The organism is Paenibacillus sp. J2TS4 (genome assembly GCF_018403245.1).
Lineage (GTDB): Bacteria > Bacillota > Bacilli > Paenibacillales > NBRC-103111 > Paenibacillus_L.
In genome coordinates this window covers 285,864-301,552 of record NZ_BOSH01000002.1, presented here as the reverse complement: position 1 = coordinate 301,552, position 15,689 = coordinate 285,864, and the positions used below count along the sequence as shown (strand labels likewise).

General features: G+C 50.9%; 13 protein-coding genes. 1 reads left to right on the top strand and 12 read right to left on the bottom strand.

Annotated elements, in window-relative coordinates; all coding sequences use genetic code 11:
- Positions 1-212: 212 nt before the first annotated feature.
- The 8 genes from KJS69_RS05595 to KJS69_RS05560 form a co-directional block, all read right to left on the bottom strand.
- On the bottom strand, positions 213-1,007 hold the full coding sequence (locus KJS69_RS05595) for an IclR family transcriptional regulator (RefSeq protein WP_213582420.1): 795 nt from the start codon (positions 1,005-1,007) through the stop codon (positions 213-215).
- A gap of 186 nt (positions 1,008-1,193) precedes the next feature.
- The gene (locus KJS69_RS05590; protein ID WP_213582418.1) at positions 1,194-2,132 is read right to left on the bottom strand and encodes an aldo/keto reductase; all 939 of its coding nucleotides are present in this window, start codon (positions 2,130-2,132) and stop codon (positions 1,194-1,196) included.
- A 160-nt stretch (positions 2,133-2,292) separates the two neighbouring features.
- Complete coding sequence (locus tag KJS69_RS05585; RefSeq protein WP_213582416.1) at positions 2,293-4,302, bottom strand: exo-alpha-sialidase; 2,010 nt, start codon at positions 4,300-4,302, stop codon at positions 2,293-2,295.
- 320 nt (positions 4,303-4,622) lie between these two features.
- A complete protein-coding gene (locus tag KJS69_RS05580; protein ID WP_213582414.1) occupies positions 4,623-5,393 on the bottom strand; it encodes an SDR family oxidoreductase in 771 nt (256 codons plus the stop codon).
- 71 nt (positions 5,394-5,464) lie between these two features.
- Positions 5,465-6,247, bottom strand: a complete 783-nt coding sequence (locus tag KJS69_RS05575; RefSeq protein ID WP_213582411.1) for an SDR family oxidoreductase — start codon at positions 6,245-6,247, stop codon at positions 5,465-5,467.
- On the bottom strand, positions 6,244-7,083 hold the full coding sequence (locus KJS69_RS05570; protein WP_213582409.1) for an HpcH/HpaI aldolase family protein: 840 nt from the start codon (positions 7,081-7,083) through the stop codon (positions 6,244-6,246). The genes KJS69_RS05575 and KJS69_RS05570 overlap by 4 nt, the downstream gene beginning before the upstream one ends.
- 199 nt (positions 7,084-7,282) lie before the next feature.
- Positions 7,283-8,260, bottom strand: a complete 978-nt coding sequence (locus KJS69_RS05565) for a Gfo/Idh/MocA family oxidoreductase (protein WP_213582401.1) — start codon at positions 8,258-8,260, stop codon at positions 7,283-7,285.
- Positions 8,261-8,480: 220 nt separating this feature from the next.
- A complete protein-coding gene (locus KJS69_RS05560; protein ID WP_213582399.1) occupies positions 8,481-9,677 on the bottom strand; it encodes a D-alanyl-D-alanine carboxypeptidase family protein in 1,197 nt (398 codons plus the stop codon).
- Positions 9,678-9,960: 283 nt separating this feature from the next.
- Here KJS69_RS05560 and KJS69_RS05555 point away from each other — a divergent pair, with 283 nt between their 5' ends.
- Positions 9,961-10,449, top strand: a complete 489-nt coding sequence (locus KJS69_RS05555) for a LysR substrate-binding domain-containing protein (protein ID WP_213583054.1) — start codon at positions 9,961-9,963, stop codon at positions 10,447-10,449.
- Between the two features lie 45 nt (positions 10,450-10,494).
- On the opposite strand, the gene KJS69_RS05550 is transcribed toward KJS69_RS05555, so the two are convergent.
- From KJS69_RS05550 to KJS69_RS05535, 4 genes are read right to left on the bottom strand one after another with little or no spacing between them, the layout of a single operon-like run.
- Positions 10,495-11,556: an alpha/beta hydrolase gene (locus tag KJS69_RS05550; protein ID WP_213582397.1), complete on the bottom strand. Its 1,062-nt coding sequence runs from the start codon at positions 11,554-11,556 to the stop codon at positions 10,495-10,497.
- Positions 11,553-12,905, bottom strand: coding sequence for an alpha/beta hydrolase (locus tag KJS69_RS05545; protein WP_213582395.1), 1,353 nt, complete (start codon positions 12,903-12,905; stop codon positions 11,553-11,555). The genes KJS69_RS05550 and KJS69_RS05545 overlap by 4 nt, the downstream gene beginning before the upstream one ends.
- 25 nt (positions 12,906-12,930) lie before the next feature.
- On the bottom strand, positions 12,931-13,854 hold the full coding sequence (locus tag KJS69_RS05540) for a LacI family DNA-binding transcriptional regulator (protein ID WP_213582393.1): 924 nt from the start codon (positions 13,852-13,854) through the stop codon (positions 12,931-12,933).
- Positions 13,855-13,914: 60 nt separating this feature from the next.
- Positions 13,915-15,663 (bottom strand): glycoside hydrolase family 13 protein, encoded by a 1,749-nt coding sequence (locus tag KJS69_RS05535; RefSeq protein WP_213582392.1) that lies wholly within the window; start codon positions 15,661-15,663, stop codon positions 13,915-13,917.
- Positions 15,664-15,689 lie beyond the last annotated feature (26 nt).

Below are 15,689 nucleotides of genomic sequence, written 5' to 3'. Positions count from 1 at the left end.
GTGGACTCAAGCAAATATTCGCGTATCACAATGAGAGACAGAGTCTCTAATAATTACTTATATTTTATTATAGAGCCTAATTAGTGTCAAGCATGGAATGAAATCGCCTTCATTTTATAGTTAACATGTTTATCAGGTTAATGGGCAGAATAAAACCGGAGCTCCTTGTGGGAACTCCGGCTTGTTATGGATAGCCTTGCCGTCCTGCATTTCTATCTTGCCCCAAAATACCCTAACCTGCGGGAAAATTGTGCGGCAAGGCCCTTCATTTTGATTCCGATTTCACGAATCTGCTCATACGAGACATTGTAGCCGCTGACGCTGATTGCCGCAATGACATCGCCTCCACGGTCACATACCGGTGCGGATGCGCATCTCATGCCCACTACCGCTTCCTCGTTATCAATCGCATAACCGTTCTGTCTGACCTTCTCCAGCTCTTCCAAATATTTCTCCACCGAGCCGATCGTAGTGCTTGTCAGCTTCTCGAAGCTGCAGGTTTCCAACAGCTTCCTGGTCTTTTCCTCCGGCAGCCAGGCGGTCAAGGATTTGCCCAAGGCGGTATTATAAATCTGCTTCCTTTGCCCGACGGCTCCAAATAAATACTTGAAATGATCCGGTTCTACGTTCACCAAATACAGCACCGAGTCTCTGTCCAGGATGGCCAGGTGCGCAGTCATGCCTATTTCCTCGACCACTTGCATAAGCATCTGTTTGCCCTCGTCTACCAGGGAAGTGGAGCCCGTAAATACGGATCCGAGCTCAAATGCCTTCGGGCCTACCATATATTTGTCGGTATCCCGAACCTGTTGCAAATAACCATGTGCCTGCAGGGTGAGCATTAAACGGTGAACAACGCTCTTGTGCAGCCCAAGACGCTTGGCAATTTCCGTTACCCCCATAGGGCGCCTTTCCTCTATAAAGCTTTGCAGAATAGTCAACGACCGGTCCACGGACTGGATCAGGAAGTAGGGGGAATCTTTCGTTTTGATGGAAGAGTCTGTCATGACAAGTCACCTGCTCCCGCTGTGATTAAAGACTAGCCGGGTTAAACCCCTTTGTAGGCCGTACAGTCTATAATAGCTTCATTACATTCAATAAAAATCCGAAGAAAACGGATAATAAAATTATACACAAACTAATCCAAAAAGAAAATACGCTGTCTCGATTAGTGACGTGGCGAGTTTCGTAAGTTAGCGGGCCGTCCACAAATGGGGGGTAATAACCGCATCATCTACATGTGCAAAACGGTTCAAGAGCTCTTCCCTAAGCCCTTCAGGCAATGGAGGTCCCGCCATCAGCCGCAGGTTCTCCCTAATCTGCTCCTCTGTCTCCGCTCCAATAACGAGACTGTCCACTCCGCCGCAATCCCTGACAAAGGAAACCGCCATCTGGGACAACGGAAACCCGTACTTCCCGGCCAGTTCGTGAAGCCCCATCAACGGCGCTTTCGCCTTGGCCATCGTTTCCCCAAGCTCCTTCGGCTGCATAAGGATAAGGCCCTGCAGGAAAACACTGCGCACAAACACTACCTTTCCCTTCTCCTTCAGCTTCCGCAGCCAGCCATTGCGCAAGGGGCGGTGGTCAAGCAGATTCATAGGCAGCTGTACCGCTTCATAAAGATCGTCAAGCAAACGGCTGCCAATCACGGAATACTCTTCCTCGGTGTTAAAAGCAATGGAAATGCCGGCACGCTCTATCAAGCCTTCCTTACGCAGGGAACGTAAGCCGTCTTCAACAACGTCCCCATGCTCCTTCAAAACATCGGTATTGTGCAGCATTAGCAGCGGAATGGAGGACATACCGAGCAGCTGCAGGGAATCGATGGCCTGCCTTCGCATGTCCTGCTCCAGATGATCGGGGTCAAGCCTCCCGCCGGCCCCCATCTTCAGCTTGGTAATAATGAAGGGACTCTTGCCCCGGCTGAACCGGCCGAGCAGCGCTTCCGCCCGGCCGTACCCTGCAGCAGTGTCAAATGAAGTTATGCCCTCATTCCAAGCCAGCTCCAGAAGCCGCAGCGCCTGCTCCTCCGAAGGCATGCCTCCCCGGTTGTTAATGCCGTATGGAATCCCTAATTGAACCGTACCCAAAGTAAGCCCCGATACCTTCAGTTCAGCATTTGGTTCCATCATTATGCTCCTCTCCACGCTTCACTCAACAACCGTCGAGCTAGCAATACGCAGTCTTTTTGCAACACAAAAATGCAGGACCATTGTCTTCCCTGACCGTTAGGGTAAGCAATGGCCCTATCTGACTAGCGGATAGTTAGTGGCTGCCTATTCATAGTTTAGTTTAGTATTCTTCATAAAGCCTCAGTTCGTTCAGCACAGGCCAGCCCTCTGATCTTGTAATTTCCACCTTGACGTACTTGGCCGGTTGGACAGTGTCGAAATGATGGATATCCAAATAGTCGCTGTTGTGCCTTGCCCCGGTGTAGGAAATAACCGGCGTCCACGTCGTTCCGTCTACGGATAGCGACACGATAGCGTCCTCCGCATACTCTCTGGGCTTCAAATTGATCGCAATGGCACCAAGTTCTCTCACGGCATCCAATTCTACAGTATAGTATGCTGGCGGTGGGGTGGAAGAATTTCGCGTGGCGGAATCCCAATAATTCAGACTGCCGTCCAGCGGCCCGGTAACGCCCACCCTGCCCGATGTATAAGTCATATCGGTATCAATCTGAATTTGGCCGTTGTTGTATAGCGACAGCAGATCAATCTGGGCCAACGCAGGCTCGCCGTATAATGCAATTTCGCTCAGAACCGCTTGCCCGGACACTTTCGTAATTCTCACTCTAACTTCCCTTACCTGGAGACCGGGATCAAATTCATGGATATCGAGAATCCCTTGCTCATGAACAACGTCAGTGTAGGAGAACAAGGAATTCCACTGACCCTGCCCATCCTTATACTCAACAACCGCACTCTCCGGTCTTCCGGCTTGCGGTTTCAAGTTGATTCCGATAGCGTTAATATTGTAGGTCTTTGGTAAAATAAGAGTGTAGTAATAGGATTCAGGCGGAATGGGGACACTTCCCCAAGCTGCGTAATTCAAGCTCGCCACTCCATCAATGGCTCCTGTTGGTTTGACATGCACGCGACTAGGAGTATCCGGCTCCTCATAGTCCATATTGGTATCAATCTGCAGACTTCCATTATTATACATGGCAAGCAGATCCATACGGTCGGTGCGCTTCTCAACCGTTACATCCTCCATGTTAAGATACTTTCCGCCTATGAAGCCCTTGGAGGAATGAGCATCGTAGAAGACGATAAAGATCCGCCCATCGGAAAGCTCAACCGCACTCGGATAAGCCATGTCCGTTGAGCCAGGGCTTTTATAGATGAGAGCATCCTCCCAATCATCCCAATCGGTTCCGGGCTCCAACACTCGTCCTACTACAGCTCTTCCGCTGCTGAAGTCAAATTTGCGGTCTCCCCACGTATGAAGCACAGTACCGTTGCTGAGCACAAGCAGATCCGAGCAGTGGGCATACATCGTGGTTCTGACCGCGGCAGTCCAAGTGTGCCCGTTATCAAACGACTCCGATTCCCAGGCAATCCCATTGTCGCTGCTTGAAAAAGTTCGGTGCATGCTTATCAGGTGCCCGCCGCCCAAATCGGCCATAACCGGTTCAACAAATCCGATAGCCGGAAACGGATTGGGCTGAGGCAAGGGTACCGGCTCGGCCATCGTCGCTTCCAACGAGGGATTCCAGGTCAAACCCCCGTCCAAGCTGCGAACAACCACCGATCGGCTAACCCCTTGATCGGAAGTGTAGGAGCCATAGATAGGGAGCAGAAGCTCTCCGGTATCCAATTCAATCATTTTGGAAGAAACAGCTGCGTTTATCAGGTTCGTTTGTACCTTGACTGGCGCGCTCCAGGTCAAGCCCTCATCCGTGCTTCGGGATACGTATACTTGGTTTACTCCGTTATCGGGTTTAAACCAATTCAGCAGCAGCGTTCCGTCAGACAACAAGGTAATGGAAGGATCACGGTCATCCTCTGGCGTATCTATGATGATCCGCGGCTGAGTCCAGGTCAGTCCTTCATCCGTGCTCTCTACCATAGCGATTCTGCCGTTCGTGTTTTGATGAGCGGTTGCACTGTAGTAGACTACAATAAGCTTGCCGTCCGGCAATTGTTCCATAGAGGGGAAAAAGGTATTGTAACCATCTGCCGTCTTTGCGGCTACAATCACATCCGGCTCTGACGGATTAGGCACAGCAGCCAATGCCACCAAGGGAATCATCAGCAAAAACAAGCTCATCAGCATGATCATCGGTAATTTTCTCATAAGAGCATCCTCCGAATTAGAAAATTTAGCAGACCTCGACGCCATAGTGAAGGGCTGCCACTCAGCAGGTCCCAATGACTCTACTCCCGAAATCGACTTCTATTTATTCGTCCATTTTCCCGATTGCTCGTCCCACCTCCCTCCAATAACACGCTGCCCGGTAACAGATGCAAGTTAGTTGCACATCAACATGGGTGAAGGTGAATGCTTGGATGCGGGCGAATGTGTGAATTCTAGTGAATTTATTATTTCTTCGGAATTATCGCTGTTCCCCAAATGATGGATTGGCACAAAACACAACAGCGCATGGAATAAAGAAGCTACCAAGCGGTCCATCCGCCATCCACTACAATATTGGATCCGGTTACAAAGCTGGAGGCACCGGATGCCAAGTAGAGAACGGCACCCACAATTTCATGCGCCTTTCCTACTCGGCCAAGCATCGTTTTGCTGTTCAGCCGGGCCAAAAAAGCTTCGTCCTGCTGAACCTTGGGATTGGGAAATGGCCCCGGAGTAACGCTGTTCACACGGATGCCCTTCGCAGCCAGATGTGCCGCGCAATAGCGGGTGAACTGGATGACGGCCGCTTTGCCGGCTCCGTAATTGGCCGGGTTGTTCGCCCCGCTGGTTCCGTAGATGGACGGGTCGGGCGAGACCATTCCATACATGGAGGCGATATTGACGATGCTTCCGCCTCCTGCAGCCTCCAGATGCGGCACGGCTTCGCGGGTACAGCGGAAGCTGGTGCCCACCGCCCCGTCCAACCCGCGCGCCCAATCCTCGTCGGACATCCGCTCCACGGTTCCGAGCGGACCATACCCGGCCCCGTAAGTGGCGCAGTTGATCAGAACATCGATGCCGCCGAACGTTTCTCTCGTTTCGCTGAACAGGCGGCGAATCGATTCGGTATCCGAAACATCACAAGCTGCGCTTACGATTCTCTCTCCTTCATGCTCTGCGAGCTGCAGATCGGCCGCCACCACTGAAGCGCCGAAATCAGACATGGCGCGAACGATTTCACGCCCCAAATAACCGTTTCCGCCGGTGACAATAACAGTTTTGTTTTCCAAGGAAAACAAACTCTTGTACATGCTTAGGCCTCCTCAATTATCAAATCCATACTGGTCGTTACCGTGCTGACGCTTGACGCTATGCAAACCGGCTATTTGGCGGTGTAGCCGCCGTCTACCGGAAGGTTAACCCCGGTTATATAAGCCGAAGCATCTGAAGCCAAAAAGACGATGCTGCCCATCAGATCGCTTTCCCCCGCCATTCTCCCGAGGAAAGTCCGTCTGCTGTAGCTATCAATAAAAGCCGGAGGTGTGCGCTCGGAAGCCATTCCACCTGGACTAATACAATTGCAGCGCACCCCGCTCTTCCCATAGTAGCTGGCCGTAAAGCGGGTAAAATTGATCATGCCGCCCTTATGAAAGAAGTAGTCGGGAACAAAGCCATGGAAATCGACATCCCGGTAAATTTCGGCGTCAGGCCCCACCATGCCCTGGATAGAGCCTACATTAATAATAGAGCCTCCACCCTGTCCGGCCATCACGTCGCCAAAAGCGCGGGTCATGGCGAATAATCCCGCGGCGTTAACCTCCATGCTCTTGGTGAATGCATCCAAAGGGTCTTGCCAGGAGCCCATCGTACGCAGCACCGCATTGTTGACGAGGATATCAATGCGTCCGTACTCCTCCAGCAGCGTATCCCTTAGGGCCAGAATCGACCGCTCCTCGGCCTGGTCCAGCTGGCGGGCGGTAACCTGCACCCCTTTAGCGGCAAAGCCCGATCCGATCTCGGCGAGCTTGTCGCCGCTGCGGGAAGTTACCTGGGTAATCGCACCCGCCTGAGCGAGCGCGGCGGCAATTTGCCGCCCATACAAGCCGCTGCCTCCGCTTACGACAGCTACTTTTCCCTCGAGTGAAAAAGATGACATAACATTCATGTTGTCCCCTCCTTCGAGCTTTCCGAGTAGATGCTGTTCGCCGTTCTTCCGGCAGACGACATCAGCCGCTTCATAATGGCATTGTAATACTGGCTTAAAGCGACGACGTCCGCTCCAATGCTGATGAACCGGTAACCAAGCCCGATCAGTTCCTCGCGGTTGTCCAGGCTCCCCACGGTGCCCGCGAACTTCCCGTATTTGTTGGCAAGATCAGCTATCCGCTTCCGGGTTTCCAACAGCAAAGGATGATCCATCCGGCCGGGGGCTCCGATCGATTGACTGAAGTCGCCCGGACCGAAAAAGATCATATCCACCCCTGGCAAAGCGATGATCTGCTCCAGTTCATCCAACGGCTCCACATCTTCAATCTGCAAGATCAAAAAGCGTTCTTCATTAGCCTGCTTGATGTAGTCGTTAAAGTCCACGTTGCAGTAGGCCCCGTCCGAATTGCCCCCATCGACCGGCCTCAAGCCAAGCGGATGGAACTTCGTGCTGCGTACCACCCGCTTCGCGTCTTCCAGACTCATGATATGCGGTACCATAATGCCGGCAGCGTCCATTTCCAGCGGGCGGATATAGTCGCTATAGCTTCCGCGTGCAACGCGGACAATCGTATCCACGTCGTGAGCCTTGGCGGCCAGAATTTGCTTTTCTACTGCAGACCAGTCATTGGGCACATGCTCCATATCGGTCCAGATACAGTCAAAGCCCGACATAGCGGCTATTTCCGCTGTACGGGAATCGGCCAGATTAAGCTTGGTGCAATAAGCTACTTCTCCCGCGTGCAGTCTTCGCAGCACCCTGCTCGGCCGCATCGCGTACTTTCTTACGGACATAATGGTTCCTCCTGATTATTGAGTTGTTATCGTTAGCAGCAAAAGTATTGACTGCGGCTCCCGGAGCATCAACTGAACGGTCGGCTGATCCGTCACAGGCTAACCGTTTGATTGGTCCGTCAACGGCTGACAGGCGGCTGATCGGCCAACGGCCACCTCTGCTGACCGCCTGATCCGCTGACAGAATTAAGCAATGCTGTCATTCCAGCCCCGCAAGGGAAGGCGCTATATCGTCCACCGCAATTTCCGCTCCCTGCTGTTCGCGGCTGCGAATTCCCGCTATGAGAAGCTTCATCAGTTCAACTGTCTCCGCAAATGGAAATGGCCTTTTGCCTGTGCGCAAATAATCGATAAAAGCTTGAAGCTGGGCTTTGAACGAATAGAAGGTATCTTGAAAAGAAACATGCGCATGCCCAGCCGTACCGCACAGAAGCACGGGGCCAAAACCTCCATACATATCGGCTGTAACGGAGATTACAATATCCGCCCCGCACCGGTGCTTAAGATGCACGATGTTCCGGTCCTCCGTGCCCGTATTCCGCACCGTCAAAAAACCCGGCCCCACAATTGGATAGATTCCTTCCAGCGCATGAATGCCGTACCGTTCCCAGGACTTGGCCATAGCCACCGTTGCATAGCGCAGCCGACCCAAATTCGCTGTCGACAGCCGGTAAGGCAAATATTCCTTGCTGTATCTCATGCAGCTGGAGGATAAGATCGCCCTGCCCTCTCTTGCCCATTGGGCAAATATAGCTAAATCGCTTTCGTTATCCACCAGCGGCTTATCCACGAACACGGGAAGACCAGCCTCTACAAAAGGCCGGCACCGCTCCACATGCTCTCCCCCTTTGTCGGTTGCAATGATGACCGCATCCACCTGGCCAATAACCTGCTCCGGATGGCTTACAATATGGGGAATTAAGGACGCCTCCGCAACGAGTGCGGCATCTTCCGGCGAATCCGTCCAAATATGAGTCACCTCGGCTCCCTTAATGCGCAAATTCTCCTTCGGCTCTTTAGCCAAATACTCCGGAATGCCGGGATAAGGACAGCTCTGCATAGCCCTCTCATTGTATCCATTGAAGATGGCGCTCCAGGAATAAGGATGCCCGTTGCCATCAACCATTCCGATCATCGCCAAACGAATAACTTCCCTTTCTACCAAAGCGTTGGCCATATTCTATCCCCCCACGGCTTAGTCATCTGAATCGTTTTGAACTATTCACTCACATTTCAATGTCATTCTTGGAAGAAGAAATAAGATCGTCTCATATATAGAGACACTATACCTATATAGACTACAACCCCATTATATAATAGTCAGGAACCAACGTAAATAAAAAAAAAAAAACAGCCCCCCTTTTACAAGAGTTCGCTGCAATTATTTAAACCATGTTTTAGAGAGCATTTTTTCTTTTCATTCTTTTCCTTATGATCAAGAAGGCAAACGTAATGAGAATGGTAAGCACAAAAGTTGTACTGGCGCTCAATTTAAAGGAAGTCGCTTTTTTCTCCATAGAGGTCCCTTCCGAATTGTCCGGCGACTTGATCGGTTTCATAGATTGAACATGGGCGCCCTCTCTGGTTTCCAGCTCCTCGGAATAAAGCGTGGTTCCGTCGAGACTCGATACGACAAGTTGACCGGAGGATTCGTTAATCTGGATCACGAAATTTTCATCTTTGCGGCTTGTGAAGGTTAGTTGCTGCGGGATGACGAAGCGATCCTGATAAGCTTCCAACAGGGCGGGGGGCAATGAGACTTGCCGGGTCTCAAATTGAGCAAACCCGTAATCAAATAACGTCTCCATATCGCTGTATGCGGATTCTGCCGAATCGGCCTTCAGAGTAACAGCGATCCATTCGGACTCCCCCCTCTGGACTGACGCCACCAAAGTATTTCCGGACTCGTTAACGAAACCGTTTTTTACTCCTGTAGTACCCTCATATCGCCATAAAAGCTTGTTATGATTGTAAAGTGTCGTTTCCCACCCTTCGCCAATCCATTCCATTTCCTTCGTTCCTACAATCGAACGAAACAGTGAGTTCTTCATCGCATATTGGGTAATTTTTGCCATATCATATGCGGTGGTTTGATGATTTTCATCGAACAAGCCATGTGGATTTTGGAAAGTTGTGTTCTTGACGCCGATCGTCTCCCGAACAAAGCGGTTCATGCGTTCGGCAAATTGAGCTTCGCTGCCGTCCATATGTTCTGCAATCGCAGTAGCCGCGTCATTGCCTGAATTGATGAGCAGTCCTTGCACCAGCTTTAATAAAGGAACCTGCTCCCCTTCCAGCAAATAAACCCGGGTCCCATCGATATTTCTCGCCTTTTCGCTAACCGTAACGATGTCGTCCAGATTGCCGTCCTCTATCGCGAGAATTCCTGTGACGATTTTCGTGATGCTCGCAGGATACATGAGGCGGTCACTTTCTTTGTCAAACAAGACAGCGCCGGTAGCAGCGTCTATTAAAATAGCCGCCTCACTATGAAGCGATATCGCTTCATCTTCTTCCATTGCGTATGCTAGATTTGGAAAAGCCATCATAAACGACAAAATAAACAAAAATAACGTTTGGATAATAGGTTTCATTGCTTCCTTTCCTTTTCATGGACTAAATAAGTGGCATTATCTCCCCAAAAAACGAAGATATGCTTCGCAGCAAAATCCTCCCGCGCCTTAACAGGGTCGGCATAGCTTCAAAATAGGGTCTTACATAACTTTTCGGGGTCCCGGTTAAACCGATAGACTATTTCATTAATACCAACAATATAGATAGACGATTTTCACTTAGTTTTGAAAAATAATACCAAAACAGACGTGCAAATTCAAACCTTGGCCATAATTGAATAAATAAAAAAGGGCCCCGCCTCTTATTTCAAAGGCAAGGGACACTTATCAGAATTCAAAAAAGCTCAGGCTGAGCGTACCATCGATTCAGATCGATGGCTCCTTGAACTTCCAGGAGCCGGTAGGCGCATTTTTGGCCCAGTATCCGAAGGTCAACTTTCGCATTGCCCAGGCCTCTATGGAAGATATGGGACAATTGATTGAGAATGGCGAGATCGATTTTTGTTTCACTGCGATGCCAATTGAACGTCCGGGAATTAGCGCACTTCCTGTATTGAATGAGGAGGTGTTTTTGGCCGTTCCTAGCGGACACCGATTAGCGGAGCGGGATAGAATCTGTTTAAGCCAAGCGGCAGATGAGCCTTTTGTCGGCTACAAGGAAGGCTATCCTTTTCGCACCATGAATGACGAATTCTGCCGGGCTGCAGGCTTCCGCCCCCATGTTGTGTATCATGTAAAATGGTGTTGTTCCCATAGGAGCGATCCGCTACCAGGACGAATGCAGAATCAATGACTTCCGGGGCATTTACTAAACCTCGGGCGTTTGATTCAAGCTAAGCTAATCGGCGGTTACACGGACGATTGCAATTGCCTTTAAACCTTCGTATTCAACCGTGACCTCCGTCTCCCCTACTTGCTTAGGAACAATCGTGCCGTCTGCACGCACGTCCAACACCGAACAGTCATCTGCCGTATAAGCCGGCCGCAAAACAGTTATGGCAACCCCGTCTTTATACTTCGCAATCGGATTGAGGCGGCATGCGGGCCCTGCAAGCTTTATCTCCTTGCAACCGTGCAAAGCAAGCGACTGTATCTCACCCCTGGCCCCAAACATATGAATGAGGGGCGAGGCCAGTCTTGCCGCCCAGTCCTTCTCCACATGCCCGGCCTCCGGGTCACAATAATACGCCAGCTCGCCGTCAGCGGTGTAACCCAATTCGAGCAGTTGCTCCGCAACTCCACGCACATGCTTCTCCATGACTAGAGTGCCTTCGCGGCCGCCGAGATCGATCCAGATGCTGGACAACGGCTGCTTCTGGCGAAAAACATGCAATTGCGGCGCTTCTGTGCCGTGGGCGGGGTCTACGCAGTAGAAATACGGAGAAATGATCGCCAGCTTGCCGAAAATATCCGGACGTAGGAACCCCATATGGTAGGTGACCTGCCCCCCTCGCGACGACCCCATCAGCGCCGTATGCTCCGGACCTGACGAGGTCCGAAACACCGCATCGATGTAGGCCTTTACCTCTTCGATAACAAATGCTTCATACAAATGGCCTTTCGGCTGGATTTGCACTTTATCGGACCGAAACTGTACGCCTTCCAGGTCATGAGTGAACTCGTCGGCCCGCTCCATCCCCATATTTGCGATGCCCACCACGATGATTTCTGCCATCCGGCCAAGGTCAATGAGCCGGTCGACCGTCTCGTGCACGTTCCATGAGTAACCGTTGAATGCCGGGTGAAAAATATTTTGCCCATCGTGCATGTACAGCACAGGATACCGCCTGGTTGTATCCTGCCGGTAGCTTGGCGGCAAATAGATAAATAAATCTCTGCAGTTATCGAAACTCGCGGAATAAAAATTTTCGATGCGTAAAATAGTGGACCTGTTCGTCATTGCAATCCCCCCTGCAAACGCACACCCGACATATCTACCCAATTCTCCACTTCGTAATACAGCTTCAATCCGTCCTCCGCCTTAAAGCTCCGGTACGGAACCTCATGCCCCTTCCCATCGGTCTCATGTTTGCCGAGCCCCCGGGATATCCGAAACATAAAAGCTACGTTTCTCGGCACCTCGAACGTACCGCCGAACAGCCCGTCTTGAGCGAGCGGCAGCTCAATCCCGGCATACAATCTGTCCGTCTGTGGCGTGTTGTCCGGTACCTTCACATACATCTCCATAGAAACCGTCTCGGAAACGTGAGGAATGACTTCAACATCAAGACCGGCTGTCAAATCTTGTCCGGCATAGATTATCGTCGTTTTGCCAGTCTTCTTCGGCAGCAGGGTTCCATCTGCACGGACCTCAATGACCTCCGGATTGGCTGCCTCATAGCGGGCGTCCAAATCCGTCATCATAAAACCGCTGTCGTAGTGCACGACTGCATTCAACGAGCATCGCTGCCCTTCCAGACCAACGACATTAGGACCGTGCAGTTCGGCGCGTATCGGCGAGCCGATCTCACCGAAGAAATAGAGCAGCGGCGCATGAACTCTGGCGGCCCAATCCTTCTGGGAATGACCGGAGCCGACCGCAATATGGAACATGAAATCCTCTCCCGGCTTAAAGCCTGCCCGGACAAGGATGTCCGCCACTTGGCGAACATGCTTTTCCATTACCGTATAGCCTTCAGAATCGCCGATATCCATCCATATCTTCAGCTCCTCCTTCTGCTTATACACCTGGCTCAGCCATCGCTCCTCCATCGTGGCCGAATCCACGCTGACAAAAAAAGGGCATAACGCGCCGATCATGCCAAACGTGTCCGGATGGCGGAAGCCGATATTGTACGAGACAAGCCCGCCGGCAGACGATCCCATCAGAGCGGTATTCTCCTTGTCCGGCAAGGTACGGTACTGCTTATCGATAAAAGGCTTGACTTCCTGCAGCAGAAATTGCTCGTATAGCTCCCCTTGGTTCGTCATGCCGAACACGTCGCGTCCGTCCGGGTTCGCATGCATATATTCGGCGATTCTTGCATCTTCCACATGGGCGATCGCCACGACGATTATTTCCCGCATCTTTCCTTCTGCGACTAACCGGTCAACGGTGAGATGAACGTCCCACGACTCGCCCTTCTGATCTTGAAAGAAGACATGCTGCCCGTCATGCATGTACAGAACCGGATACCTTTTATCGACTTCACTTGCATAACTTAGGGGCAAATATATAAATAGATCCCGATCGTTATTTAATAATTTAGAATGAAAATCTTTAATTTCAATTAACCGCGATGCATCCACCTGGCATTCTCCTCATACCCGGGGGTCACGATGTAACGGACAAATAAATGAATTTGTTATGATTGCTGTAATCTGCATCTTGGATATTGCCGTTCATCATGCCCACAACCGGCTTATAATCGTTTAATTCATATGACAGATTCACAACATGAGCCGGCAAAATATCCGGACAATGGCTTGTACAAAGAACCGCAATCCGGTCCTGAGTTCCACGGGTCCGCACAATTTCATTAGCGAGAAACTCATTGATGACAAGTCCCTTGCGATCCGTGAACTTGTTTAAAAAATCGTCCAATCCCTCTTTACTCTCATATCTATGAATCCGTTCTTCGTCCAATCCGGACAGTTGTTTGATGGTATCGACAAACTCCGCATTATTGTACGCGTCCATCACAAGGAAATCCGGAGCACTGCCGAGCAGCGTACCTGCGATCCGGAAGCTGCTTTCAAAATCGGGCAAAACTTTATGAAACAACGTATCTTCGATCCAGCTGTCAATGACAAAGACAGGAATCCCGAAACCGAAAAAACGGGAAACCGTCGAAAATCGCTCCTGATCTACATTAATCAGAAAGACGCCGTCCAGATTTCGCTCCCGGATCATGTCATACGACGGGGCGTCACCGTCAACCTGCATAAAAATAACGTGATATCCAAGCTCGCCGCACAAACGTTCGAGCGTATACAGCGTTTTGACGTATTTTAAATCCGACCACGGCTGAGACACCAAATCCCGAAACAATAAGATGCCGATCAGACCGGTTTTCTGAAGCTTTAAGGAACGGGCACTGCGGTTCGTGACATAGTGAAGCTGCTGCGCGATTTTCAATACCTTCATGCGTGTCTCGTCGGAAATCGACTGCGTCTTCACGTCGTTCAAAATATATGAAACGGTTGCGATCGATACGCCCGCTGCCTTCGCGATATCTTTGATTGTCGCTTTTTTCATCGTTATCATCCGCCCTCACTTAAACGTTTCGGTCGATTTAACCATACGCTATTTGATTTGTCAAGCGCTCAAGGATACCCCGGCCAATACAAGCCATCCGAACCCGGGCAAGGTAACGGTTATTGCTCCATCAGCCATCCGAAATGTCCCGTTGCCGCCTGCCATAACGAACGATTCCGCCGGTTCCGCATTGAACGTAATCGTTTTTCCGGCTTCCTCGTGATTAAAACAAATATACATCTGTTCGCCGGCATGCGTTCTGCGCACGACTAGCTGGCGGCTATGTGCATAAACAAATTCGAAAGAACCTTTCTGCAGTGCGGGATGTTTCTTGCGCAATTCAATAAGCCGGCGGTAAAAGCCGAGCAGCACTGCATCTTGGCGCGCCTCGTCCCAAACCATCGGTTTCCGGCAATCGGGGTCGGCACCGCCAGTCATTCCGATTTCATCTCCGTAGTAAATGCATGGCGCCCCCGGCAATATAAATTGCAGCAATGCGGCTTGCATGACCTTGCGTACATCTCCCGCGACAGTGAGCACCCTTGGCGTATCGTGGCTCCCGATAATATTAAACGCCGCTTCATTTACTTGCTGCGGGTAGCTTGCCAGAAGCCGGCTGATTCGGGAAGCTAACATTTGAGCATCAATGGTGTCTTGTGCGCAAAACTGAAGGACTGCCTCGGTTGCAGGATAGTTCATCACAGCATCGAACTGGTCTCCGCGCAGCCACGGCATCGCATCATGCCAAGTTTCGCCCAATATATAAAAGTCGGGCTTAAGCGCTTTTAATGATTTGCGGAACTCGCGCCAGAAATTGTGATCGACCTCGTTGGCCACATCCAGTCTCCAGCCGTCGATATCACATTCCTTGACCCAAAATTGAGCTACCCCGAGCAAATAATCTCGCACTTCCGGGTTAGCCGTATTCAGCTTGGGCATATGCGCTTCGAACGCAAAGCAATGATAAAGCGGCCTGTCTGTATCTTCAAGCTGTTCGTCCTTCATCAGAAACCAGTCCCAATAAGCCGATGCCCGCCCCTTCTCAAGCACATCGCGGAAAGGAGCGAACCCGGAGCCGCTATGATTGAACACGGCGTCGAGCACAACACGTATCCCCCGCTCATGAAAGGCTTTAACAAGCTTTTTCATCAAGCTGACATCGCCAAAATGCGGATCGATCCGGTAATAATCGGTCGTATCGTATTTATGATTGGTGTTGGCTTCGAATAGAGGCGTAAAGTAAACGGCATTGACGCCAAGCGACTGAATATACTCGATCCGGTCCAGCACCCCTTGCAAATCTCCGCCGTAATAATCGTGCGGTCCCGGATTGTCCTCCTCCCAGGAGCGAACTCCGACGGGATCGTTTGACAAGTCGCCGTTAGCAAACCGTTCGGTAAATATTTGATAAAAAATCGCTTCTTTAACCCAAGCCGGCGGCTTCAATACTTCGTCCGGCCATATAAACGGGTAGTCGAAAAAGGTCAACGGATCTTGCGGCTTGCGCTCTGTAAAGCCTTGCTCCGTATACCACAGCTTCCGTCCCCCGGAAATAAGCTCGAATGCATACCGGAGCCTGAAGTGCGGCGGCGTCAGCTCCGCCTGCCAATAATCGAACAGCTCGTCGGACGCCATAATACGCATATTCTTTTCCGTGACCGTGTTGTTCCAATCGTACTTGTCCCCGTGTAAAGCTTTTACGGTTTGAAGATCGCCTTTCCGGGCGCGCAGCCGAATATGAACGGTACGGTCGTCGTAAGCGTAGCAGTAGCTGTCCGCAGAGCGGTGATAAATCGCTTCAACGAGCATGATCTCTCCCCTCCATCCATTCTCTA